19 protein-coding genes are annotated in these 24,165 nt (G+C 66.8%); 12 read left to right on the top strand and 7 right to left on the bottom strand.

Features of this window, described 5'->3' with window-relative positions:
* Positions 1–24: 24 nt before the first annotated feature.
* The 5 genes from tssA to VSR34_RS19485 are packed head-to-tail and all read right to left on the bottom strand — an operon-like array spanning position 25 to position 8,131.
* Positions 25–1,143, bottom strand: a complete 1,119-nt coding sequence (tssA, locus tag VSR34_RS19505; protein ID WP_342963236.1) for a type VI secretion system protein TssA — start codon at positions 1,141–1,143, stop codon at positions 25–27.
* Positions 1,140–5,189: a type VI secretion system protein gene (locus VSR34_RS19500; protein ID WP_342963235.1), complete on the bottom strand. Its 4,050-nt coding sequence runs from the start codon at positions 5,187–5,189 to the stop codon at positions 1,140–1,142. Before VSR34_RS19500 ends, tssA begins: the two co-directional genes overlap by 4 nt.
* Complete coding sequence (locus VSR34_RS19495) at positions 5,186–6,244, bottom strand: DotU/TssL family secretion system protein (RefSeq protein ID WP_051381401.1); 1,059 nt, start codon at positions 6,242–6,244, stop codon at positions 5,186–5,188. The genes VSR34_RS19500 and VSR34_RS19495 overlap by 4 nt, the downstream gene beginning before the upstream one ends.
* Positions 6,237–7,604: a type VI secretion system baseplate subunit TssK gene (gene tssK / locus VSR34_RS19490; protein WP_342963234.1), complete on the bottom strand. Its 1,368-nt coding sequence runs from the start codon at positions 7,602–7,604 to the stop codon at positions 6,237–6,239. The genes VSR34_RS19495 and tssK overlap by 8 nt, the downstream gene beginning before the upstream one ends.
* Before the next feature lie 35 nt (positions 7,605–7,639).
* Complete coding sequence (locus tag VSR34_RS19485; RefSeq protein ID WP_342963233.1) at positions 7,640–8,131, bottom strand: hypothetical protein; 492 nt, start codon at positions 8,129–8,131, stop codon at positions 7,640–7,642.
* 545 nt (positions 8,132–8,676) lie between these two features.
* On the opposite strand from VSR34_RS19485, the gene tssB reads away from it, so the two are divergent.
* The 11 genes from tssB to VSR34_RS19430 all read left to right on the top strand — a co-directional run bounded on the left by tssB (position 8,677) and on the right by VSR34_RS19430 (position 21,742).
* The gene (gene tssB, locus VSR34_RS19480) at positions 8,677–9,270 is read left to right on the top strand and encodes a type VI secretion system contractile sheath small subunit (protein ID WP_028230805.1); all 594 of its coding nucleotides are present in this window, start codon (positions 8,677–8,679) and stop codon (positions 9,268–9,270) included.
* Positions 9,271–9,291: 21 nt separating this feature from the next.
* Positions 9,292–10,767 carry a type VI secretion system contractile sheath large subunit gene (gene tssC, locus VSR34_RS19475; RefSeq protein WP_342963232.1) on the top strand — a complete coding sequence of 492 codons (1,476 nt, stop codon included), beginning with the start codon at positions 9,292–9,294 and terminating at the stop codon, positions 10,765–10,767.
* A 133-nt stretch (positions 10,768–10,900) separates the two neighbouring features.
* The gene (locus VSR34_RS19470; RefSeq protein ID WP_028212597.1) at positions 10,901–11,407 is read left to right on the top strand and encodes an Hcp family type VI secretion system effector; all 507 of its coding nucleotides are present in this window, start codon (positions 10,901–10,903) and stop codon (positions 11,405–11,407) included.
* A 12-nt stretch (positions 11,408–11,419) separates the two neighbouring features.
* Complete coding sequence (tssE, locus tag VSR34_RS19465) at positions 11,420–11,914, top strand: type VI secretion system baseplate subunit TssE (RefSeq protein ID WP_051390944.1); 495 nt, start codon at positions 11,420–11,422, stop codon at positions 11,912–11,914.
* Positions 11,898–13,685 carry a type VI secretion system baseplate subunit TssF gene (gene tssF / locus VSR34_RS19460; protein ID WP_342963231.1) on the top strand — a complete coding sequence of 596 codons (1,788 nt, stop codon included), beginning with the start codon at positions 11,898–11,900 and terminating at the stop codon, positions 13,683–13,685. Before tssE ends, tssF begins: the two co-directional genes overlap by 17 nt.
* The gene (gene tssG / locus VSR34_RS19455; protein WP_342963230.1) at positions 13,649–14,767 is read left to right on the top strand and encodes a type VI secretion system baseplate subunit TssG; all 1,119 of its coding nucleotides are present in this window, start codon (positions 13,649–13,651) and stop codon (positions 14,765–14,767) included. The genes tssF and tssG overlap by 37 nt, the downstream gene beginning before the upstream one ends.
* A complete protein-coding gene (tssH, locus tag VSR34_RS19450) occupies positions 14,764–17,448 on the top strand; it encodes a type VI secretion system ATPase TssH (protein ID WP_342963229.1) in 2,685 nt (894 codons plus the stop codon). Before tssG ends, tssH begins: the two co-directional genes overlap by 4 nt.
* Positions 17,449–17,515: 67 nt before the next feature.
* The gene (tssI, locus tag VSR34_RS19445) at positions 17,516–19,504 is read left to right on the top strand and encodes a type VI secretion system tip protein TssI/VgrG (protein WP_342963228.1); all 1,989 of its coding nucleotides are present in this window, start codon (positions 17,516–17,518) and stop codon (positions 19,502–19,504) included.
* Between the two features lie 13 nt (positions 19,505–19,517).
* Positions 19,518–20,063 carry a toxin-antitoxin system YwqK family antitoxin gene (locus tag VSR34_RS19440; RefSeq protein ID WP_342963227.1) on the top strand — a complete coding sequence of 182 codons (546 nt, stop codon included), beginning with the start codon at positions 19,518–19,520 and terminating at the stop codon, positions 20,061–20,063.
* 36 nt (positions 20,064–20,099) lie between these two features.
* Positions 20,100–20,495, top strand: a complete 396-nt coding sequence (locus VSR34_RS19435) for a DUF4280 domain-containing protein (protein ID WP_028230800.1) — start codon at positions 20,100–20,102, stop codon at positions 20,493–20,495.
* A 260-nt stretch (positions 20,496–20,755) separates the two neighbouring features.
* A complete protein-coding gene (locus tag VSR34_RS19430) occupies positions 20,756–21,742 on the top strand; it encodes a GNAT family N-acetyltransferase (protein ID WP_028212591.1) in 987 nt (328 codons plus the stop codon).
* A gap of 68 nt (positions 21,743–21,810) precedes the next feature.
* Here VSR34_RS19430 and VSR34_RS19425 read toward each other — a convergent pair whose 3' ends face one another.
* Both VSR34_RS19425 and VSR34_RS19420 read right to left on the bottom strand, forming a co-directional pair.
* Positions 21,811–22,221, bottom strand: a complete 411-nt coding sequence (locus tag VSR34_RS19425) for a hypothetical protein (protein WP_028212590.1) — start codon at positions 22,219–22,221, stop codon at positions 21,811–21,813.
* 375 nt (positions 22,222–22,596) lie between these two features.
* On the bottom strand, positions 22,597–22,812 hold the full coding sequence (locus VSR34_RS19420; protein WP_028212589.1) for a DUF3820 family protein: 216 nt from the start codon (positions 22,810–22,812) through the stop codon (positions 22,597–22,599).
* Between the two features lie 675 nt (positions 22,813–23,487).
* Between VSR34_RS19420 and VSR34_RS19415 the strand changes: the two genes are divergently transcribed.
* A complete protein-coding gene (locus VSR34_RS19415) occupies positions 23,488–23,973 on the top strand; it encodes an ASCH domain-containing protein (protein ID WP_028212586.1) in 486 nt (161 codons plus the stop codon).
* Positions 23,974–24,165 lie beyond the last annotated feature (192 nt).

The raw sequence follows: 24,165 nt of genomic DNA, 5'->3' as shown, positions 1-24,165 counted from the left end.
GAAGCAGCGGTCCTTAACACCCCCCTACTGCGTGGGCCCACTCTCGGGCAGCAGACCCAATGCCGTTCCCAATGCCCTGCCGCGTTCTCCCGCCATGAGTTCGGCCAGCAACTCCGGCAGCGGCTTGCCGCCCCAGTCGAGCGCGCGCTTGAGCATGTACGGCACGGGGCTGTGCGGTTCATAGCGCATCAGATAATCCGCGACCACCGCAAGCAGCCGATACGCCTCCTCGCGCGACTGCGGCACGTTCGGCTTCCTCGCGGCGGGCGGCTCGGCTGCGTCGCCGGGTGGCGTCACTTCGAGCGGTGCGCGATCGATCATCGCTGGCTCCTCAACCGTTGCGCTATCAACCATCACCGCCTCCTCCTGCTTCGGGTGCCCCGTGAGCCACTCGCGCAACACGCTCTCCAACCGGTCGAGCGTCTCCATCAGCGTGCCGAATCCCGGCGCCTCTGCGCCGAGCCGCGGCGTGCACCAGGCGTCGAGTTGCGCGATGGGCGCGCGGGCCGCCGCGATCGCGCGCAGCCCGTCCCGCAGCTCGGCGGGCGCAGCAGCGTGCGCGGCCTGCGCCAGTTCCTTCTCCTCGCGCGCGGCCGCCTCCCGCTTCGCGGCCGGAACATCCTTGCGGTCCTTCAAGGCAATCGCTTCGCGCTGCGCGACTTGCCAGCGCGTGAGCGTCAACGCCGATCCTTCCGGTCCCGCGCACAAGGCGATACGCCCGCGGAGCAGGACGGGAAACTGCTCCGCGACCCATGCGAGCGGCGCGGCACGAAAGCCCATGTCGCCGTCACGAGGCAATGGGTGGATGTCGTCCCAATAGCGTTCGCACAGCTCGCTTAGCAGTTCGAAGCATGCAGGCAGCGCGGCACATCCATATCGATGCAGCCAGCTTTCGCCCAGCCACGCCGCCAGCGTGAGATCCTTGCTGCGCCGTATCAGGAGTTCGCGGCAACCTGCCTCCACGGCGGGCCAGTCGGCCACCTTGAGCGTGGTTTGCCAGATGCCGGCTGGCAGTGCCGGATCGTCCTCGCGGCGCGCCGCCTTGATGGCGTCGAATGCCGGGTCGTGCAGCAGCGAGACACCGGCCGGTGCGCCACCGGGAATCGGTTGAACGAGCGCTTCGATATCGAATGCCGGCTTCATCCGCGCCCCGCCTGTGGGTTCGACGGCCAGGGTCCGTAGGTCATTGCAGGCGGCGAATACAGGCTGCCGCCCGGCGCCGAGTACGGCAGATCGGGCCATGAGAGCGCGGTTTTAGACGCGCCCGTCATGCCGAGGCGCATGAACATGCGCGCGGTCTGCGTGGCGCCATTGCGGTCGCGAACCGGCACGGACAGCAGCATGCGCGCGTTGCCCGCGCTGCCGTCCACCCCGTCTTCGGGCACCGCATGCAAGCGCACGAGCCGCAACAGCGCCCATGTGTCGTTGGCCGCCCACGTGGCCGCCTCGCCGTCTACCGAAAGCGTGGGCTGCGAAGCGTCCTGCATCGGCCGCCAGGGGCCGTCCTTTGCCCACCGCAAGCTCAGCGCGGCCGGCTGGCCCGGCGCCCAGCGCAGCGGCGCACCGGCCGCCGCCGGCCACGCAAGCGTCTGGCTGCCGCTCGCGAGCGACCACTGGATCACCTGGTCCGCCCCGGCTTCGTCGGCCCGATCGATGCGCCAGTCCACTGCCACGTCGACGCCCACGAGCGCACCATCGGCGCCGCGCGCCACCAGGGCATCGAGCCACGGCTTCGCGCGTGCGAGTCTCGCGAGAAACTGCTGCGCGCCGGCGTGCGGGCCGCCGCTCGCCGCGGCGGCGCTCATGCCGCGTTGCGCGTCGGCAAGCTTCGCATCGAGCAGCGCGACGAAGGTCGCCGTCTGCCGCAGGTCGGCGGCCTGCGCGTTCGCATCCGCGGAGAATGGAAAGCGCCCCGCGAGGTAGCGCTCGAAATAGCTGCGCAATTGCTCGTACGCCTCGCCGCCGGTGCCGATCTGGAGCCGGTAGCACCGCTCGCGCGCGGACGAAACGAGCCGCGTACCCGCGCTCGCGACGATATCGCCCGATCCCGGCACCTCTACCTGCGCGAGCGAAGCGCTGCACGTGTCGAGGTCCATCTTGTCGAGCTGGTTGGAGATGATCGAAGGCACGGCCACCAGCGCGCTCGCCGGGCTGCGCGCGCGATACTGCGCGAGATCCGCGAAGAGCGCTTTCCAGCGCGCCACGAGTCGCGCGTCCGCAGTCGAGAGCGGCGGGTTCTGCGTGGTGAGCCAGTCGATCGCGCTTGCCGCGCCTGCCGCGGTGTCCGCCACCGCGCTCGCCTGCGCCGCGAGGTAGGTTTGCAGCGCCTCTGGCGTTGCGGCCCCGAACGCACGCATCGATCCTCCCGGGCTGCCGTTCCAGCCCGAGAAGTCGCCGCGCATCGGCCGGAACGGTTCGAGCGATTGCAACTGGACATCGGTCGAGCGCAGCACGTCGAGCGCGGCGTCGCTCACGCGCAGCGCGACCGCCTGGGCGAGATCCGGCCGGCCGAGCGAATCGAACGCTTCCACCAGGTCGAGCGCGTTCTTGCGCAGCGTGTCGAAGGGCGCGGCCAGCGTTTGCGGCGCGTACGCGATGTCGCGCGCGCGGCCGGGATCCGCCGTTGTCGCGGCTCGATTCGGCACCGAGAGCGCGGCCACCATGCTGTGCACGGTCGCATTGCCCGCCGCGGCCAGCAGCGCGCCACGCCACGCCTCGGGGGCCTGGGCGAGCGGTCCGGCCGCGTATTGCTTGTACGCGGGGAGAACCGCGAGCGCGCGTTGGACCGCGTCCGCGTCCACGCTGCGGATCTCCGCGTTACCGCCCCCTTCGCCCGCCACGAACGACTGCCCGAGCAGCGTGCGCAGCGCGTCACGCAGCGGCAGCAGATCCTGCGCGAGTTGCAGCCCCGTGGCGGGACTGGATGCGAGCACGCCCGGCAGATTGCCGCTCGCGAGCCAGCGCGCCGCGAACGCGCTCTGCGCGTTCTGCTCGTGGTCGAGCACACTGGCAACCGGCGTCGCGCCGATCAGACGCAGGCTTTTTGCGGTATCGAAAGTCACGGTGAGTCCGGGCACGAGCTCCTGACCGTGGGTGCCCGCCCAGCCGTGGTCGGCGGTGTCGACCTGGGTCGCGAGCGTATCGATGCGCGTGGCCAGCCCGGAGAGGGACGCGGTGGACGGCACGGCGCCGGGCGCCTTGAGATCGGCGAGCATCGCCTGGATCTGCGCAGCGTTCGTCGTAAGCGAGGAATCCTGATAAATGTCGTCGAACCAGCGGTCGAAGGTCTCCTCGAAGCAGACGCTGGCGCGCGCGTGCGCAGCGCGTGCCTCGGTGCCGTCGAACGGCAGCTGACCGCCTTCCACGCCCGTCTCGCGCACGGCTTCGTCGAGCCCCGCGCGGTCGGCCACATGATCGGGCGAGAAGCTCACGCCCACCGCGCCGCGCATGAGCTGCGCCAGCATGACGGTGTTGCCCGCGTCGCGCAGCACGAGCTCGTTGTAATTGGCGATCAGCCGCTCGGTCTGCGCCGCGTTCGCGACGAGCTGCGTGCCTTGCGTGTACGCGGGCAGATCCTGGGGCCGCCGCGCGGTCCCAGCGAGGCTGACGTCGTCGGCGGATGCCTGCGGGCCCGTGTCGCAGTTCAGATCGGCGAGACGGCTGACGAGGCGCGCGCGCAGCGGCGTGAACACGAGCCCGCTCAGCACGTGGTATTGCGCGTCGTCGAGCCTGCGCCGCAAGCCGAAATACGAAAGCGGCATGAGCGGCGTGGCGAGCTGCCAGCGCGGCACCCGGACGAAGGCGTCGGCCGCGCTGCCCAGCGCGCGCGCCGCGGCCGCTTCGTTGTCGCTTGCGCCCGCTTCGTGCCATGCGACGCTCGCGAGCGCGAGCGCGTCATAGCTGCCCGCGAGCACCCGCGCATCGCTGCGCACGTGCCAGGTGGTCACGCCGAGACCCACGCACCAGAAAATGCCCAGTGCGATGGCGGCATAGGTCGCGAAGCGGTAACGCCGCATACGCAACGCGAGCACGCGCGGAATCGCGATGGCAAGGCCCTGCCCCGGCATGACCACGTCATGCCAAAGACGCGACGCGAAGGCCGGCGCCGCGCCGCGCGGTTCTTTTGCGGGCGGCATGCCGGGCTCGTCGCGCGCCCCGCCTTGCGGCACCGCGCCCACGCACCAGATGCCGCGCAAGAGCGGCGCCGTGCCGTCGGCGCCGCCGCGCAAGGTGGGCTCGACATGTTCGCGCAGCGGCTCGCGCAGGGCGTCGAGGCGCCGCGGCAACAGGAACACGTCGCTGTCCAGCGAACCGTCGAGCGTGCCCATCTCGGTGACGGTCGCGGCCAGCGCGCGGCTCATGTCGGCGAACGCCTCGTCCACCCATGCGGGCTCGAACGTGCGCCGCAGCGCATACGGCGAAGCCCAGCCAAGCGGCGTCTCGATGCGCTCGCGGCGCAACCGCGCCGAGAGCGCATCGAAGCCCGGCAGCGCGTCGCAGCCCGTCACCACGATGTAGAGCGGCAGCATCTGCCCCAGCTGGCGTTGCAGCGCGAGCACCGTGCGCGAGGCTTCTAGCGCCGTGTCGATGTCCGCGCGCAGTTTCTCGCCGCTCACGTCACCGCTTGTGTCGCCGCTTGTGTCGCCGTTTATGCCGCCGCTTGTGTCGCCGTTTATGCCGCCGCTTGTGTCGCCGTTTATGCCGCCGCTCTTGTCTCCAGCGTCGCCATAATCGATGAGCGTATCGAGCGCGATCACCCACACGAGTGCGTCGAGCGGCCTCCCCGCCCGGTTGCGCAGCAGCCCGCGCAACAAGCGCCCGCCCGTCGCGCCGCGGCGGCGTTCCGCGGCGGCCCGCACGCCGAGCGAGTCGCCCGGCTCGGCAATCAGGATGCCTTCCGCGTCATGCCAGATCCTGCCGAACCAGCCGGGCTCGCCAACGGGCGCGAGGCGCCAGCTCTTCGCCAGGGCGTCGAGCGCCGCCGGTGTGCCCGTGGCGAGCACGCGCGGCACCGAGTACGGATCGCGCACGCCCATCGTGGCGTGCGCCGTGCGGATCATGGCGGTGAAATTGCGCAGCGGCCTGCGTTCGTCTCGCCCGCGCACCCAGCGCACGACGAGCGCGGCCACGATCCCCACGATCAACAGCGCGATGAGGACGATAAGGACAACTACGAGCGTGGTCGTCATGGCCGCGCTCCGCGTAGCGCCTGAGCCTCGCCGGCTTCGTTGGCAGCGTCGGCTTCGTTGGCGTCCTGCGCGCTCACCATGACGATGCGCCGGGCGGGGAGCGCGGCGCCCGGGTTCGAGCCCGGCGTTGCCGATACGGTCTGCGCCGTAGCGGCATCCAACGTTTGCGTTGCGGGCCGCGTGTCGGCGGCCGGGGTCCGCGGCCGCAGCAGCCGCGTCGTTCGCGCGCGCGGCAGCACGACGCCCGAGGTGCTCGTATGGCCTACGTTCGCCGGACGCCCCGCGGCCATCGACACCGTTTCGAACTGCGTGAGCGAAGGCCGCACGGGCGCCGTCGCGTAGAGCCACAGCAGTTGCGATACCCCCAGCAGCGCGGCGAAGCCGATGCCGACGAACAGCGCCAGCCGCGCGCGGTCCGGAAACATCTGCGTGAGCGGACGCGTCTCGCGCGGGGCGAGCGCGGCGAGTTCGAGCGGAGCGCCAAGGCGGTCGGGCTCGGGATCGCGCTGCATGGCGAACGCAAACAGTGCGTGACGCAACTGGTCGTGACGCAAGGCCCCGGCCTCGCCGCGCAAGCGGCCGCGAAACCCCAGCGTGAGACAGGCGAGGTAGACGTTCGCGAGGTCGCGTTGCGAAGGATCGCGCCGCGCGAGCAGGCTTTCGATGGCGGCTGGAATGCGCTCGCCCGCCGCGCGCGTGCTGAAGATGCGCGCTTCGAGCGGGTACGTTTCCCAAGCGCTGGCGCCCGTCCACGCCGAAAAGAGCAACAGCTCGTCGAGCAGCGCGACGTAGGCGTACTGCGCCGCGGCGACGTCGGCTTCGCCGGCCGCGCCGGTCCATGCCATCGCATCGCGCGCGAGCTTGCGCGTGGCGGACTGCAACTGCGTGGCGAGCGCATCGGCCTCGCGCTGCGCATCGGCGGGCGTCTGTGGATTCGCGGCGCTCGCGGCCTGCGCGACCACGCGCGTGCGCGCGTTCTCCGCAAACGCGAATGCCACGACGAACGCGCGCATGAGGGGCAGGCGCTCGTCGCTGTTGTCGCCGGCGTCAAGCATGGTCGGCTCCCGCGTTGCGAGGGTCGTCCGCCGCGTCGCCGGTCGGCGTGAAAAGCTGCACGGACCAGGGCGCACGCCCCGGCACCGTCGTGCGGACTTCGATGCACAACGGCTGCGCGCGATCGAACCACGCGTCCTCCACGGCCACCGCGAAGAGCGTCGTGTCGTCGCCCGTGGCGTAGGCGGCGCGCTCCTCGCGCGCGAGGCGCCGGCGCGCGAGGCCGCGCATGCGCTGGCGCGTGAGCGTCGGCATGTAGGGGCGCGACGCGACGACGGCATGATCGAGCCACACGCTGGCGTCGTGCTCGCCGGCGTCGGGGGGCATGCGCAAACCGATCACCAGTTCACGCGCCACGCTGCCGCCGCTTTCGAACAGCGGCGCGATCCAGAAGCTGCCGCCCTCCTCCGTGAAGGCGCGCACGCGATAGCCCTGACGTATCGTCGAAAGCGCTTCGTCCGCCCACGCGAGAAGCGGATCGAACGACGCGAGCAGCGCCATGTAATCGAACGTCGCGAATACGGGCACGCCGCGCGCCGGGCGCAGCGCCGCGAGCGCGCCCGTCATGCCCGCGACGACGCGATAAAGCTCGGCAGGATGCGCGATGCCGGAGACGAGCGTCGCCTCCACTTCCGGCAGGCGGCTCCAGAGCGCACAAAGCTGGCGCTCGATCTGCGCGGCATCGTCGCGCTCTTCGGCGCGCTGCGCCGCCTGCAGACGCCCGGCCAGGAAAACGCACTTTTCGCGCACGCGCATCACGAGGCGCATCACGCGCTGGCCGAGCACCGAATCGGCGCGCACGAACGGACAAGGCGGCGCATAGTCCGCAATCGCCACGCCGCCGCCTTGTTGCCTCACGCGCAGGAGCGGCAAGCGATCGAATTCGTGGCGTCCGAGATCGGTCATCAGATGCAGGCGCGGCGACCATGTCGTGATCGAGGCAGGCTCGCCGCCCGAGACGAGATCGGGCACGTCCGGGCTTTCGCGCTGCGTGTATCGCCCGGCCTGAGGATCGAGCTGACCCCCGCGATAAAGCGGCGGCACGGCGAGATAGATCGTGACCTCCCTGTCAGGCTCGCTGAACGCGCGGCTCACGTCGATCTCGAGCACGGGGTCGCTCGGCGTGTGGCGAATGGCGAGACCGTCGGCCAGAATCGCTTCGAGCGCGCTGATGCGCACGAGCCCCTGCGCGAGCCCCGCGGCGTCATGTTCGAGCGAGAGCACGCCCCAGTAAAGCGCGCGAGCGGCGCCGGCGAGCAGCGCCGCGTGCCCCGCGGCGTGCAGGGCCTGAGTCTGGAAATGCTGCGGCAGCAACGGCATGCCGTCGAACCAGCAGACCGCATCGGGAAACGAAGTGCGCATGTTTATTGACTTTCTTTCACTAAGCGATTCGTGATTCAGCGCGCCGCCTGCACGCTCAGATCCTGGTCGCCGAGCAGCAGCAGCGCGTGGGCGGGACCGGTATCGAGCCTCACGCGGTGCGCACCCGGCGTCTGATAATCGGCGAACACCACGACGCCGGCGCCGCGTTTGCCGCCAAACGGAAACGGCGCCGCCGCGATCTGCTGCCCCGGCACGACTTCGAACGACACGACGGTGATGTCCTCGGGGTGATCGCGCCGCCATTGGTCACGCTGCGCGAACCACTTCGCCGAAGGCAAACCGAGCAAGGCGTCGAGCAGTTGCGGATTGCGTACGAGCACGGCGTCGACGGCAATGGGCGTGTCCTGGTTCGCTTGCATGGAGACGGCAATGGCCAGGGTATCCACCTGCACCTTGGGCAGCGACGAGCACCCCGCGAGCGCCAGCAGCACGAGGCCGGCGAGCCGCCAGGCGCACGGCTTCCCGGCGCCCGCGCATGCGGCAGCGGGCGAGAACGTGGTCGTCACTGCGCTATCCCCATCGTGTGCGTCGCCTCTTGTCTGCGATGCCTCCTGCCCGCGCGCAGGAGATCCCATGCTGGTTCGTAATTCTAGTCATGACGCATGTTTTGCCGCGCAATGCGGTTTGCGCGTAGTCTACAAGCGCCGACAGCCTCATTGCAATAACGATTTGTCAATCGCCCAATACAAAAATGCATAAATACGATTGAAAGCGATTGACTATATGCTCCGTAAATATTTTTTGAATTTTTTTGTTTCCTGTCCTAAAGTCCTCACCGTCTATCTTCACGAATCGCGCGAGGATGACGGGGTTCACGCGGCGATCATCGCGATCTTGATGCCATGAATTCCCTCATCCACGGAATGCTGGCACGCTTTACCTGTTGATTTTCTGAAGTACCATGTATGGAAACGTAAATCGTTAATTTACGATTTGCGAAGCTATTTCCGCCTTCAAAGAAAGAGCATCATCAAAAAGACAGATTGACGAAAAACGCGCATCTTCCGCCATCACACAATGCAATAGAAGAACCACCGCCACCGAGGTGACCATGGCCGACAGTACCCAGCACTGGTTCGAACGGAACCGACCGCCGCGTGTCCAGATCACGTACGACGTCGAAACGGGCAACGCCATCGAAAAGCGCGAGCTGCCGCTCGTCGTGGGCATCCTCGCCGACCTGTCCGGCAAGCCCGTCGAGCCGTTGCCGAAGATGACGGAGCGCCGCTTCGTCGATATCGACCGCGACAACTTCAACGACGTGATGAAGTCCATCGGGCCGCGTGTCGCGCTGCAGGTCGACAACACGCTCGCTGCGGACGGCAGCAAGATCAATGTCGAATTGAAGTTCGATCAGATCGACGACTTCGATCCCGTCAGCATCGTCCAGCAGATCGCGCCGCTCAAGCAGCTGTACGACGCACGGCTGCGGCTGCGCGACCTCCTCACCAAACTCGACGGCAACGACGAACTGGACAAGCTCCTCCAGGAAGTGGTGCATGACCCGAAGGGGTTGAGCGAAATTCGCTCGGCGCACCCGCAGGACACGCCCACCGCGCAATTGCCGCCGCCAGCTCCGGGGGCCAATCCTGGAGCCGCTCCGGGCGCGGCCCCGGAAGCTTCCGGCGACACGCCGGCCAGCTGAGCCCAACGCGAGGAGACAATCATGTCAGACACTCAGGCCGCCGCCACGGCGCAGGCGGGGACGGTCACGCTGCTCGATCGCATCGTGCACGAAGGCCGCATGGCGCAATACGAAGACCAGCAGCAACACGCGCGCGAACTGCTCGCGGAGTTCGCCTTGCAGGTGCTCGACAAGAACATGACCATCAGCCGCGACACGGTGGCGATGATCAACGATCACATCCGCAAGATCGACGAGCTGATCAGCGAGCAGCTCAACGAGGTGCTGCACCATCCCGACATGCAGGCGCTGGAGTCGTCCTGGCGCGGTCTGCACTTTCTGGTGAAGGGTTCGGAAACGAGCACGCGCCTGAAGCTGCGCCTTCTGAACGCCTCGAAGCAGGATCTGCAGAACGATCTCGAGAAGGCCATCGACGTCGATACGAGCGCGCTCTTCAAGAAGATCTACGAAGAGGAATACGGCACCTTCGGCGGTTTTCCGTTCAGCGTGCTGGTGGGCGACTATTACTTCACGCGCCAGACGCCCGACGTGAGTCTGCTCGAAAAGCTCGCCTCGGTGGCGGCGGCCGCGCACGCGCCATTCATCTCGGCGGCGCACCCGCAGCTCTTCGACATGGCGAGCTTCACGGAGCTGGGCGTGCCGCGCGATCTGTCCAAAGTCTTCGAGACGATCGACATGGCGCGCTGGCGCGAATTCCGCAAGAGCGAAGATTCGCGCTACGTCGCGCTGACGCTCCCGCATGTTTTGATGCGGCGTCCTTATCATCCGGACAGCAATCCGGTCGAGGGGATGAACTTTTTCGAGGATGTCGACGGAACCGACCACTCGAAGTATCTATGGGGCAACTCCGCCTATGCGCTCGCGCAACGCATCACCAACGCGTTCGCGCAATACAGCTGGTGCGCCGCGATTCGCGGCGTGGAAGGCGGCGGCGCCGTGGAGCACCTGCCCGACCACATCTTCCAGACCGCTTCCGGCGACAAGGCCATGAAGTGCCCCACGGAAGTCGCGATCACCGATCGCCGCGAGAAGGAACTCGATGCGCTCGGTTTCATCGCGCTCGTGCACAAGAAGAACGAGGGGCTCGCCGTGTTCTTCGGCGGCCAGACCGCGTGCAAGCCGGCCCAGTACAACACGCCCGAAGCCACGGCGAACGCACGTATTTCGGCCATGCTGCCGTATATCCTCGCGGCGTCGCGCTTCGCGCACTACATCAAGGCCATCATGCGCGACAAGGTGGGCAGCTTCATGACGCGCGACAACGTGCGCAGCTATCTCAACACGTGGATCGCCGACTACGTGCTCGTGAACGACAACGCCCCCCAGGAAATCAAGGCGCAATATCCATTGCGCGAGGCGCGCGTGGACGTGACCGAGGTGCCGGGCAAGCCGGGCGCGTACCGCGCGACGGTGTTCCTCAGGCCGCATTTCCAGCTCGAGGAGCTGACCGCGTCGATCCGGCTCGTGGCTACCCTGCCGCCGCCGGCGGTCGCCTGATTCGCGCAGCGTGGACCGCGATTCGATGAAGAGACGACGGCCGGGCGGCGCATAGGCGTCACTGGTTCCAGGACTCGCGCGGCGCGGCGTACGCGGCCCGCGCGCTTCTTTACTGCTTCGGGAGCAGCAAATCATGGATTCGATCATTCTCGATCTGGGCAGCGACATCAAAGGCGAGTGCACTTTGGAGGGCTATACCGACAAGATCGAGTTGATGTCGTACAGCCATAACGTAGCGATGCAGGTGACCAACGACGTCAGCAACTCCGAGCGCACGTCGGGCAAGCCTCATGTCGGCGAGTTCACCGTCACGAAGTTCGTGGACGTCGCCACCCCCACGCTCAACGAGTATTGCTGCGGCGGCAAGGCCATTGCGAGCGCAACGATCGTGGTGGGCCGCAATGCCGCCGAAAGCGACGGCAAGGTCATGCCGTTCATCACCTACACCCTCAACAACGTGGTGCTGAGCAACGTCAGTGTGTCGGGCGGCGCGGGCGGCAAGCCCGTGGAAACGCTCTCGCTGAACTTCACGAAGATCAAGTGGGAACTCACCTCGCAGAAAGACGACGGCTCGAAGGAAGGCACGGCGGCCTCCACGTGGGACATGGCCGCGAACAAGGTCGTCAAGGCGGCGAACTAACACGCACCGCCTGTGGCGAACGCCCGCGCCTTTATCGCCATCGCGCCCATGCCGCTCTTCGAGCGGCTGGCCGATGACGCGCCCTTCGACGCGCAGGAATCCGTCGACGAAACCGCGGCTCGTACGCTCGATGCGGCCGGCTTGCGCGCCTCGGTGCGTGCCGAGCTGCTGCGTCTGCTCAATACCCGGCGCGGCACGCCGCGCCTGCCGCGCGCGCCCGATGTGCTGCTTTACGGCCTGCCCGACTGGAGCGGCCAAAGCGCGGCGCGCGCCGAAGACCGCGCCGTGATCGAGCGCGAAGTGGCCGAAGCCGTGCGCGCGTTCGAGCCGCGCCTGCGCGACCCGCGCGTGAAGATAGAACCTGACGAAGGCGCACCATGGCGCCTCTGCCTGCGCATCAGGGGCACGCTGCGCGGCAGCGACGGCGTGGAGCACGTCGTCACCTACCTCGCTGGGCAGGACGGCGAAACGCAGGCCATCGGAATCGTCGATGAACGACTCGCTTGACGCGCAGCTGCTCGACTACTATCAGCGCGAGCTCAGTTATCTGCGCCGCGCGAGCGAGGGCTTTGCGCAGCGCTATCCGAAGATCGCGCGGCGGCTCGAACTCGGCCCGGGGGAAAGCGCCGATCCGCACGTCGAGCGCCTGATCGAGAGCTTCGCGGTGCTCACGGCACGCATCCAGCGCACGCTCGACGACGAGTACACGACGCTCACCGACGGCCTGCTCGAGCAGTTCTACCCGTACGCGTCGCGCCCGGTGCCTTCGATGACGATCGCGCAGTTCGAGCCCGACGCCACGCAAGGCAGCATCGCAGCCGGCTATCGCGTGCCGCGCGACACGCCGCTCATGCACGTCGACGCGAGCGGCGCGACGATCCACTGGCGCACGAGCGCCGACGTCACGCTGTGGCCGCTCGCGATCGCCGACGCGCAACTGCTCGACGCGGAAGAAGCCCAGGCGCTCACGGGTAATGCAACGCTGCAATCGGCGCTGCGGCTCTCGCTGCGCAGTACCGGCCAGCACCCACTCGGCGCGTTGCCGATCGAGCGCCTGCGCGTGCGGCTCGCGGGCTCGCCCGTCACCGCTGCGGCGCTCTACGACCTGCTCGGCGCACACAGCGCCGCGACCTGGCTACAGACGCCGGGAGGAACGTTGCACGCGCAACGAGGTTTGCCTCAGCCGGTTGGCTTCGACGAGGAAGACGCGCTGCTGCCGCTCGAAGACGGCGCGCATCCGGCGTGCCGCCTGCTCGTCGAATACTTCGCGTTTCCCGAGAAGTTCGCGTTCTTCGACCTGCCGTTCAAGCCGCCGGCGGACGCGGGCGAGCGCATCGACCTCGTGATCGGCTTCACCGCGGCGCCACGCGGGCGCTTCACGCTGCACACGCGCGACATCGAGCTGGGCTGCGCACCCGCGCTCAATCTCTTCGCGCGCACCTCGGAACCGTTACGGCCCGACGGCACGGCGCGCGAAATGCGCGTGAGCCCCGATGCGCACCGCGAATCGGGCACGGAGATCTACGCCGTGCGCAACGTGCGCGCAGTGGCGGGCCGCACCGTGACGGACGTGCCGCCGTGGTACGGCTCGATGCACGGCACAGCATCGGCTGTCTACTGGTACGCGCGGCGCGTGAGCGGGCTGCACCCGTCGCGTCCGGGCAGCGACGTCATGCTGACCTTCGTCGACACGCGCTTCGATCCGGTCGCGCCCGCGGCGCGCACGCTCACCGCCGAGCTGCTCTGTACCAATCGCCATCTGGCCCACCGGCTCGCGCCGGGCGCCGCGCTCTCGTTCGAGGTTCCGGGACCGGTGGCGAGCGTGCGCATCGCGCACCGGCCCACGCCGCAGATCGTGGCCACGCTCGACGGCACCTCGCGCTGGCGCCTCGTCTCGCAACTCGTGCTGAACCATGCTTCGATCGTGGAGGGCCCGCAGGCGCTTCAGGCGCTGCGCGAGATGCTGGTGCTCCACAATCTCGGCGCCCATGCGCCCGCGCAGCGCCAGATCGCGGGGCTCGTCTCGGTGTCGAGCGAGCCCATCGTCGCGCACGTCGGCTCCGATCGCTGGCGCGGCTGGCGCAATGGACTCGGCGTGCGCATCGAGCTCGACGACGCCAGCTTCGTGGGCGCGAGCACCGTGCTCTTCTCGGGCGTGCTGGCGCAATTCTTCTCGCTCTATGCGAGCGTCAACCGTTTCGTACAGACCTCGCTCGTGCGCGACGGTCGGGAGATCCGCACATGGCGGCCGACGATGGGCAGCCCGCTCGTTCTCTGACGCAGCGTCTGTTCGATGAGCCGCACGCGTTCGAATTCGCGCAGGCGGTGCGCCTGCTCGAGTTGCTCCAGCCGCACGCCCAACCGCTCGGCACCGGGCTCGATCCGGCGCAGGAAGCGCTGGCGCTGAGCGGCAATCTCTCGCCGGCCTTTCCGGCGAGCGCGCTCGGGCCGCTGCGGCGCAGCTTGCCCCGCTCGCTCGCGTTCGCGCCGCAAGCGCTCGCCGGGCGCGATGCACGCCCCGGCCCGCCGCAGCTGCAGGTCAACGCATTTTCGCTGGGCGGCCCGAACGGGCCGCTGCCAGGCGCGTGGCAGGAATGGCTGCAGGACCGGGCCCGCCGCAAGGACGGTTCGGCGGCGGCGTTTCTGGACATCTTCCAGCACCGCTTGCTGGCGCTCCTCTATCGCGCGCAGCGCAAGTACCGCAGCGCCGAGCCGCTGCCCGCAACGGCCCAGCGCCCCGCCGACGTCGTGCTGCGCGCACTGACGGGCAACGCCGCACGCGCGGCGCCGCCACCGCCCGCTCCGCAGGAGCCGCTCGACATGCGCGCCGTGCTCGCGCGCGCAGGCCTGTTCGCGAACCGCCGCCGCTCGCTCGCGGGCTTCGACGTCATGGTGCTGCATCACTTCCGCGTTCACGTGAGCTCCACGCCGTTCGCGGGCGGCTGGCGCACGCTCCCCGCGTCGAGCCGCACGGCGATCGGCTCCGGCGGACGCAACCGGCGGCTCGGCAAGGATGCCGTGGCGGGCACGCGCATCTGGGACGAGCATCAGGGCATACGCGTGCGGCTCGGCCCGCTCAGGCGTGAGCAGTACGAAGCATTTCTGCCTGGCGCTCCCGCTCACGAGGCGCTGCACGCGCTGGCTGCCGCGTGGTTCGGCGCCGAACTCCAGGTGCATCTCGAACTGCAGCTTGCGGCGGGCGAGCTGCCGTGCGCGCGCCTCTCGCGGCACGCGCCGCTGCGGCTGGGCTGGACCGCCTGGAGCGGCGCGGCGCAATCGGCGCCCGCGCGCGTCACGCGTCTTGCGCCCGCCGACATGCTGCGGCACACCGCCGGCCCGCGTGCCGGCAGCACGCCGTGACGCTCGATCTCAAGACGCTCGTCGCGCGCCTCGAGCGCGAGCCGCGCGAAGCGCTCGAACGCGCAGCGCAGCAATGTTTGCGTGAAACCCACTTCGTGGTCGAAGTCGAGCACTGGCTGCTCGCGCTCGCCGAAACGGAGGGCGGCGATTTTGCGTGCGTGCTGCCGCACTTCGGCGTGGATCGTGGCGCGCTCGCCGCCGAATTCCGTGCGGCCATCGCGCGCTTCAAGCGCGGCAACACCGGCATGCCGTCGTTCGCGCCCGAACTGCTCGTGTGGCTCCAGGACGCGCTCGTGCAATCGACCGTCGTGCTCCAGCAACCGCGGGTGCGCGCGGCGACGCTGCTCATCGCGCTGCTCGAAAACGACATGCTGCGCGCCCGCGCCGTGCATGGCGCGCCCTTGCTGCTGCGCGTGGCGAGCGCTGCGTTACGGGCGAACTTCGCGGTCTGGCTCGCGCCAGTCGAGACTGGCGCGTCGCTCGATCCTGTCACGCCTCATGCGTCGCCGGCGGACACCGGCGCCCCCCATGCGAGCGTTCCCGCACTCGCTGCCGCCATGGACGCTGCCGCACCCTTGCCTGCCCTGCTCGACCAGTACACGCTCGACCTGACCGCCGAAGCGCGGGCCGGACGCATCGACCCGATCATCGGGCGAAATGCGGAGATCAGGCAGACCTTGGACATCCTGTTGCGTCGGCGGCAGAACAACCCCTTGCTCGTGGGCGCGCCCGGCGTGGGCAAGACGGCCGTAGTCGAAGGTCTCGCGCTGCGCATCGCGGCCGGGGATGTGCCGCCCCCGCTCGCCGACGTCACGCTGCGCATGCTCGATCTCGCACTGCTGCAGGCGGGCGCGGGATTGAAAGGCGAATTCGAGCGGCGTCTGCGTGCGGTGATCGACGAAGCACGCCGCTCGCCGCGGCCGGTCGTGCTCTTCATCGACGAAGCCCATACGATGATCGGCGCCGGCGGCGCGGAAGGCGGCAGCGACGCGGCAAACCTGCTGAAGCCCGCCCTTGCGCGGGGCGAACTGCGCACGGTCGCGGCCACGACGTGGCTCGAATACAAGAAGTATTTCGAACGCGACCCGGCGCTCGCGCGGCGCTTCCAGCTCGTGCAGATCGAGGCGCCCGACGAACCCACCGCCATCGTCATGCTGCGCGCGCTGGCGCTGAAGTTCGAAGCGCATCACAACGTCACCATCCACGATGCCGCGATCGTCGATGCGGTGAAGCTCTCGCACCGGTACATCTCGGCGCGTCAGTTGCCCGACAAGGCGATCGCCGTGCTGGACACCGCCTGTGCGCGCGTCGCGCTCGCGCAGCACGACACGCCGCCGCAGCTCGAAGCCGCCAGGCACCGCCAGCGCGCGCTGAACGACGAGCTGCTGCGGCTGCGCACGGAAATGGTGATGGGCGCGGACCATACGCACAGGCTCGCCACGCTTGCGGCCGAGCATGCTCGCAATGCCGCGCTCGTCGAAAGGCTGGAGGCCCGCTGGCGCGACGAGGCGGCCACCGTGCGCGAGATCCTTGCGCTGCGCGCGCGGCTCGCGGCCCTCGACGCCCAGCCGCGCGACGGCGCGGACGAGGCCGACGGCGCCGAACCGGGTGACGGTGCGGACGAGGCCGAAGGCGCGGAACCGGGTGACGCCGCAGACGGGGCCGATGCGCCCGACTTGCGCGAAGACCTGGCGGCCGAACTCTCGCGCCTCGAGAGCGGGCTCGAAGCGATCCGCGACGATGACCCCATGGTTCCTGTCTGCGTGGACTCGAAGACCATCGCCGCCGTGATCGCGAGCTGGACCGGCATTCCCGTCGGCAAGATGCTCGCCGACGAAGCCCACGCCGTGCGCACGCTCAAGGGCCGTCTCGCCCAGCGCATCGTCGGGCAGGACGCCGCGCTCGACCGCATTGCGATGCGCATTCAGGCGTGGCGCGCGGGGCTCGCCGACCCGTTGCGCCCGGTCGGCGTATTTCTGCTCGTGGGGCCGACCGGCGTGGGCAAGACCGAAACGGCCTACGCCCTCGCCGACGCGCTCTATGGCGGCGAACGCAATCTGATCGTCATCGACCTCGCCGCGTATCAGGAAGCGCATGCCGTCTCGCAGCTGCGCGGTGCGCCACCGGGCTATGTGGGCCATGCGAGCGGCGGCACGCTCACGGAAGCAGTGCGTAGGCGTCCTTATACTGTGGTGCTGCTCGACGAGATCGAGAAGGCGCATGTGGACGTGCTCGAAGCGTTCTACAACGTCTTCGACAAGGGCGTGATGGAGGACGGCACCGGACTGGTGGTGGACTTTCGCAACACCGTGATCCTCGCCACCAGCAACGTGGGCGCCGAACTGCTCCTCAATACGCCAGCCGCGTCGCTCGCGAGCGACGCCTTCACGCGGCGGCTCCACGAGGAACTGCGGCGCGCGTTCCGCCCTGCCTTCCTCGCGCGCATGACTGCCGTGCCCTATGCCGCGCTCGACGACAGCGTGCTGCGCGCGATCATCGAAAAGAAGCTCGAACAGTTGCGCACCCGCTACCGCGACGCCACCGGCAAGCAGTTCGCATTCGACAGCCGGATCATCGATGCGGTGCTCGCACGCTGCCGCTCCGCGGGCGGCGCGCGCGAGATCGACAACGTGCTCATGAACGAGCTGATCGGCACGCTCGCCCAGTGGGCACTCGAATGACGATGCTCATCGAGGACCGCCACGCGGCTCGCGCTCAACCCACTTTGAGTCGAATTCTCTCCACCCAATGAACCGCCCCGTTTCCGCCGACACCGACGCACGCCTCAGCCTCACCGGCTCCGCCTTCAGCACGCTCTTTCCCGCGCGCCTCGAAGCGCGCGAGGCGCTGGACGCGCCCGCCACGCTGACCCTTCACGCGCATGGCGGATTGCCGCCGCCCGCGCCCAGCGGCATGACGGGCAATCACGCGACGCTCTCGCTCGCCTGGGGCGAGTCGCCGCGACTCATCGACGGCGTCTGCACGCGCGCCGCCCAGTTGCCCTCGACGGTCGATGCCAGCCACTTCGCCCTGGAACTGCGTTCGTGGCTATGGCTGCTCACGCTATCGAGGAACAACCGCATTTTTCAGGGAAAAACCACGCAGGCGATCATCGAGGCCGTGTTTGCGGGCCACGGCATCACCGATTATTCGTTCTCGCTGACGGGCGCCGACGCCGCGCGCGAATGGTGCGTGCAGTACGCAGAGTCCGACTTCGCGTTCGTGAGCCGCCTTTGCGAAGAGCAAGGCTGGTTCTACTTCTTCCAGCACGCAACGGGCAGCCATACGCTCGTCATCGCCGACAGTAACGACGCCTTCACGCGTTTGTCCGGCGACGCGACGCTGCATTACACGGGCGGCACGAGCGGTGCGCGCGAGACCACCCAGGTTCTGCGCTGCGAGATCGTGGAAGAGACGGCCACCGGCCGCTTCGCGCATTCCGATTACGCCTGGGAGACGCCCGCCGCGCAACTCTATTCGCAGGCGCAGGCGGCGTCGAATGGACACACCGTGTACGAATACCCCGGGCGATACGCCAATAGCGGCGACGGCTCCACGCGCTCCAAGCACCGCGTGGACGCGCTGCGGGCGCCCACGCGGATGTTGGCGGGCGAAAGCGACTGCCGCGCGCTCGCGCCGGGTTGCCGCTTCACGCTGGCAGATCACGAATCCAGCGATGCGAATATCGAATGGGTCGTGCGCAGCGTGATTCACGAAGCCGATCACAATCGCTACCGGAACCGCTTCGAAGCGTTTCCGTTCGCGACGACCTGGCGTCCTGCTCGCGCGACGCCGCGCCCCTTCATGCCGACGCAAACGGCGACGGTGGTAGGCAAGCGCGGCGAGGAAGTGTGGACCGATCAGTATGGCCGCGTGAAGGTCCAGTTTCACTGGGACCGCGAGGGCCAGAACGATGAACAGAGTTCTTGCTGGATTCGCGTGGCGCAGCCCTGGGCCAGCAAACGGTTCGGCATGCAGTTCATGCCGCGCGTGGGCGACGAGGTCGTGGTGAGCTTTATCGACGGCGATCCGGACCGCCCGCTCATCACGGGGAGCGTGTACAACGGCGCGAACCTGCCGCCCTATGCGCTTCCCGACAACCAGACGCAGTCCGGCATCAAGACGAATACGTCCAAAGGCGGCAACGGCTTCAACGAGCTGCGCTTCGAAGACAAGCAGGATAACGAAGAGATTTACCTGCAGGCACAAAAGAACCTGAATGCGAAAGTGATCAACGACGCCACATGGACCATCGACCACAACGAAACGAGCACGATCAAGAATGACCGCGCGCATACGGTCAAGGAGGGCAACGACACACTGGTGGTCGAACAGGGCAACCGGAGCACGACCGTAAAGACCGGCGACGAAACCGTCGATATCAAGGGGGCGCGCACCGTGAAGGCGGGCGGCAACGAAACGCGCACGGTGGGCGGCAATCTCGACCAGACGATCACGGGCAACATGACGCTCACCGTGGACGGCAATCTCACCATCAAGGTGAGCGGCACGCTGACGCTGCAAAGCACCGGCAACCTCACGGCGAAGAGCGACGCATCGATCACGAATCAGGCGGCCCTGTCGCTCACGAACCAGGCCGGGACCTCGTTGACGAACAAGTCGGACGGCACGCTCTCGAACGAAGCGCAAAGTGTGACGAACAAGGGCGCTGTCCAGCAGACCGTGGACGGAGGCGGCGTGCTCGTGGTCAAGGGCGGCATCGTGCAGATCAACTGAGACAATGCAGACGATGGAGACCATCCAGCCCCTCACGATAGAACGCGACGGCGCGCGTATCGAAGGCGCGACACTCGGTGGCGCACTGCATGGTCCCGTGCGCATCGAATCGGACCAACGCGCTATCGCAACGCTTCGTTATGCGAATGGTGTGCTGAGCGGACCCGCCACCTACTTCTATCCCGAAGGCAACCCGTCGGCGCAAGCGCAGTACGTAAACGGCAAGCTCGACGGCAAGACGCTCTTCTACTTCCCCGACGGCAAGGTCCAGCGCGAAGCGCACTACGCGGCCGGCGCGCTGCACGGCGTTTCGCGCACCTGGCTGCCCGACGGCACGCTGCTCGAGGAGGCGCACTACCGCAACGGCAAGTTGCACGGTGTCTTGCAGCGCTTCCATCCGAATGGGTGCCTCTCGCTGCGACAGCCGTTCAGTGCGGGTAAGCCCATGGAGGCAGCGAAGCGCTACACCGACGACGGCCGCCCGATCGCGGCCGACGGCAAACCGCTGGCGCGCTGGAAGCAATGGTGGCAAGCGCTAGTCAATCCGTCGTCCACTTGACCCGCAGCGGGCACGCAACCAGCAAGGAGCTTCACCATGTCCAGTCCGCAAGTCTGTGCCGGCGCCATGCTGCAGTGCTCCTTCGGCGGCGCGCCGGGTGCGCTCAATGTCATCCCCGTCAATCGCGTGTTGGTTGGGGGGGCGCCCGCAGCGACGATTGCCGACTCCATTCCCATCGCCAACGTCACGCCGTTCGGCCTCTGCCAGAGCGCAGCGAACCCGACTGTGATCGCCGCCACGGCCGCGAAGCTGGGCGTATTCACGCCCATGCCCTGCCTGCCGGCCACACCGTCGCCATGGATTCCCGGCGGGCCGCCGACCGTGACGCTCGGCGCGATGCCGGCGCTGGACGCCGAGGCCACGCTCGTTTGCCTGTGGGGCGGCGTCATCAAGATCGTTCAGCCAGCGCAGGTGTCCACGCTCATTCCATAGCGCTTTCTGCGCGAAGGATAGCCGCCGCGCGATCTCGCGCGACGCTGCGGGCGCACGCAAGCTTCGATTGCGTACCCGCCGAGGCAGGACCGCCACGGCGGCTTGCGGCCAGACCGCCTGATTCGACAACGCCCTGAAGATCGCAGACAATCGGTGCCCGGCAACCGGGATTGCCGCGAGGTGCACGCCCTGTCGGCGTTTCCCATTACATAAGTTGCGAGGCGCAAGCCAGCATGCAATCAGAAAGAGGACGGCCACGCATGCTGCACATCGAGGATCTGACGACCCCGCCAGAAGGGTTCCTGCGCGACGAGCCGGAAGGGGCCGAGTTTTATGAGGCCTTCCAGACGGCTCGGCTGGACGATTTCAGCTTCGGTTATTTCGCCGTCTACCGCGAAGGCACGATCGTCACCGTGGCTCCCTACTTCGTTATGGATTTCCGCCTCAATACCCTGCTTCCCAACGGCTGGCTGAAGCGCAGTTTGAGCTGGATCCGCTTCAAGCTGGCCTGTATCGGGCACCCGACCGTGGACGCGGGCCGCATTCACGGCGAAGTCTCCGAGGAGACGCTCGCAGCCATCAGCACGGCGCTCGCGAAAAAAGGCAGTTTGCTCGCCTATAAGGGATTCGAAGAGCACTTGCCGCTGCGGGGTTTCGTGGCGGCAAAAGGCCTGCCCGTTCCCGTGCTGGAAATCGGCCCGGACTACTACGCGGCGATGAAGAGCGACCGCAGAAATCTGCTCAAGCGCAAGCTGAAAAAAGCCGCTGCGCTCCGCTACGAAGAGTGCGCCGGTTTACCCGATCATCTGGTCGACAAGGTGTATCAGCTATATCTGAACACCTGGCAAAAAGCCGAGTTGAAATTCGAAAAGCTGACGCCGGAATATTTCGCCAATACCCGCAGTCTCAGCCATTATTTGCTGTTCTTCCTGGGAGACGAGCTGATCGGGTTCACGCAGTTGATCGGCAAAGGGCGCCACCTGGTCAACCGCTACATAGGGCTGGATTACGCAAGGAGCCTTGACTACGGCTTGTACTTCGCCATGTTCATTCGCACGGTGGATTTCGGCATTCGTGAAGGCTATGCGCAAATCGAGCTGGGCGCGACGTCCTATGAGTTCAAACGCATTCTCGGTGCGCGTCAGATACCCACGTGGAATCATTACCGGCATAACAACGCGTTGATCAACTGGCTCCTCGGCAAACTGCGCAGTGTGCTGGAACCGTCGGAGTCCGAACTGCGTTAGTGCACGCGCGTGGCGCTATGAGCGGGTTTGCGCGCTGAGCACGTTACGAGGAGCCTGGATTTCAAGGCTCACTTGACCTTGTCCGGTTCTGCCCGGTACTTGTCCTTGATTGCGGCAAGACAGTTCGTGAACTGGGTGCGAAGCCCCACGGAATTGCCGCTCGGTGCGGCGAGGCCGTCCGTCGTGACGGACCATCCGTCTGGCGTGCGGGAAACTTCGAGTTCGAAGTATTCGGCCGACTGGCTATCCAGAATCACAGACTCGCGAAAAGGACCGCCGGGCTCGCGTATGGTCGCTTCGCAGCCCTGTTGGAGTCCATGAGAGGACGTGCCGATCGAGCCGTCGTGATGGGGGACCGCGCCGTACATGCGGAGCGCCTCGAACTGCGGCGGCATGCCAGCCGTGATGAACTGGATATCCGAATCGGAAACGTTATTTCCGCATGCTGCGAGGATGCAGACAAAAGCCGCCACCGTCACGCGGCCACCATTGCCAAGGAAAGCGAGCCTGCGGTCTTCGCGTCGAATGTTCTCTTCAGCCGTGCTTGGGCGAGGCGTGGGTGTGGCCCCTCTCCATAATCTCTGCGCAAACGTTAGCGGTTTCATGTGCAAAAGGCTGGCCTCCGGGTGGGAATCCTGTATTACGGAATGCATCTTGCATATTTTAATCGGGGCAAACCCTGGGCCTGCTGCGTTTTATCAATGAGTGGCCCCGCTCGCGTTCTGACTGGCAAATGGAACTCACGGCGTTGGCAAGACCGCCGCTTAGTCCGTGATTACGGCAAAGAGGATGCGAAGTTAAGCGTTCGCGACATCGTCCAAACGAGCGCGACGTTTCATGGCGCCTGACTGGCGTTATCCGCGTTTGCGCAACGGATCGATCAAACCCCGCAGGCCGTTATGGTCGATCTCGTGCATCAGCGTGAGCAATCTGCCGAGTTCGTTTCGCGGGAACCCTTCGCGGGCGAACCAATTGAGGTAATGCCCAGGCAGGTCGGCAATGAGTCGCCCTTTGTATTTGCCGAAGGGCATGGTGAGCGTGACGAGGCGTTCGAGGTCGGGGGCTTGCATAGGGTGATTGTGCACGGCTTACGGTTTCCGCGCAGCGGCACGGTCATTCCACAGTGTTGTGAGCGATCCGCTGGGGCTGAATGTCGTAGGATCGGTGGGGCGGATCGTGCCTCCTTCACGGGAGCGCGCTTGGGGTGATCGCCGCGCTATGGCGTCAGGCCGGGGGGCGGCGGAGCGGTCATCGGTCTCGCGGCCAAAAACGGCGACAATCCAGCTCGTGTCAACCATTCAAGGCGCCGAGGATGCTAAGGATCGTTTCTCTAACGCCTGCCGACTTCAAGCGTTGGGCAGAACATCTGCTCAGCCAACGTGGATGAGAGTGTGGGCGATGGAAAGTCCCGACTCACGCTTCGTCGCACATCTTGACCTGACCGGCTCGAGCATACCGTCAGAGAAACATCGAGCCAGTCTCGGCATCGGCGTCGAGGAGAGCTTTTATCGGAGGGGCTTGGGGCGGCGGTTGATGCAAGGAGCCATAGAATTCGCTACGCATAACCACATCGAATGGATAGATCTATCTGTCTTCAGCGACAACCATGCTGCGAGCGGCCTCTATCGATCTTTGGGCTTTGAAGAAGTTGGACGACGCAATGACAGGTTTCGTATTTCCGGGCGCTCAGTTGACGACCTCACGATGACCCTACGGATCAAGAGCTAGATAACGGACAAGCGAGAATGGATACGCGTGTACAGTCGTTAATCGACAGGTTGGCCGAACGGAACGTACATCTACCGCATGGTGACGTTCGAATTGGTGGCTTCGGTGACTCAAAAGCACTTTCAGATTCGCTCATCGGTCTTATTCTCGCGGGCGCGAAGCATGGCACATCCAGCCTACTCTGGTCGTGGCAGTTCGAAGGTGAGGAAGTTCCGAAGGTCGGAGATATCGAGATTGTGCTTGACTGGAGTGGTCAACCGACTCTGATTCGTCGAACCACGAACGTCGAGATTATTGCGTTCGATTGTGTGCCCCCTGATTTCGCAGCCAGCGAAGGAGAAGGCGATCGCTCGCTGAGGTATTGGCAACGGGAGCATTGGCGATTCTTCGTCGAAGAGTGTCAGCGAATCGGACGGACTGCCGATGTCGATAAGTCCATGCCGGTCGTGTGCGAAAGATTCGAGGTTCTTTATACGCTAGCATCGGTTACCCAAAATGAATGACCGCTCACAGGCACGCTCATCGTCTCTTGTCGGTCGCCTGCGGGCATGCGCGTCAGGCTGTAGTCCGCGGCCAGGAAGCGTCGTTCGCGGCCTGCCTATCGGTTACATTTAAACGGCAGTTATAGCGCCATCCTGGCCTGTCGCCAGCAGCCAGTCTAATCGACCGAGCCTGCCAGTCATGCAACGATCGTT

Source organism: Paraburkholderia sp. JHI2823 (assembly GCF_038900695.1).
GTDB lineage: Bacteria > Pseudomonadota > Gammaproteobacteria > Burkholderiales > Burkholderiaceae > Paraburkholderia > Paraburkholderia mimosarum.
This window is presented reverse-complemented; position numbering and strand designations above follow the sequence as displayed.

Bases quoted from the DNA above. Each gene is read 5' to 3' on its own strand.
- tssA (WP_342963236.1), bottom strand. From the start codon at position 1,143: ATGAAGCCGGCATTCGATATCGAAGCGCTCGTTCAACCGATTCCCGGT.
- VSR34_RS19500 (WP_342963235.1), bottom strand. From the start codon at position 5,189: ATGACGACCACGCTCGTAGTTGTCCTTATCGTCCTCATCGCGCTGTTG.
- VSR34_RS19495 (WP_051381401.1), bottom strand. From the start codon at position 6,244: ATGCTTGACGCCGGCGACAACAGCGACGAGCGCCTGCCCCTCATGCGC.
- tssK (WP_342963234.1), bottom strand. From the start codon at position 7,604: ATGCGCACTTCGTTTCCCGATGCGGTCTGCTGGTTCGACGGCATGCCG.
- tssB (WP_028230805.1), top strand. From the start codon at position 8,677: ATGGCCGACAGTACCCAGCACTGGTTCGAACGGAACCGACCGCCGCGT.
- tssC (WP_342963232.1), top strand. From the start codon at position 9,292: ATGTCAGACACTCAGGCCGCCGCCACGGCGCAGGCGGGGACGGTCACG.
- VSR34_RS19470 (WP_028212597.1), top strand. From the start codon at position 10,901: ATGGATTCGATCATTCTCGATCTGGGCAGCGACATCAAAGGCGAGTGC.
- tssF (WP_342963231.1), top strand. From the start codon at position 11,898: ATGAACGACTCGCTTGACGCGCAGCTGCTCGACTACTATCAGCGCGAG.
- tssG (WP_342963230.1), top strand. From the start codon at position 13,649: ATGGCGGCCGACGATGGGCAGCCCGCTCGTTCTCTGACGCAGCGTCTG.
- tssI (WP_342963228.1), top strand. From the start codon at position 17,516: ATGAACCGCCCCGTTTCCGCCGACACCGACGCACGCCTCAGCCTCACC.
- VSR34_RS19440 (WP_342963227.1), top strand. From the start codon at position 19,518: ATGGAGACCATCCAGCCCCTCACGATAGAACGCGACGGCGCGCGTATC.
- VSR34_RS19435 (WP_028230800.1), top strand. From the start codon at position 20,100: ATGTCCAGTCCGCAAGTCTGTGCCGGCGCCATGCTGCAGTGCTCCTTC.
- VSR34_RS19430 (WP_028212591.1), top strand. From the start codon at position 20,756: ATGCTGCACATCGAGGATCTGACGACCCCGCCAGAAGGGTTCCTGCGC.
- VSR34_RS19420 (WP_028212589.1), bottom strand. From the start codon at position 22,812: ATGCAAGCCCCCGACCTCGAACGCCTCGTCACGCTCACCATGCCCTTC.
- VSR34_RS19415 (WP_028212586.1), top strand. From the start codon at position 23,488: ATGGATACGCGTGTACAGTCGTTAATCGACAGGTTGGCCGAACGGAAC.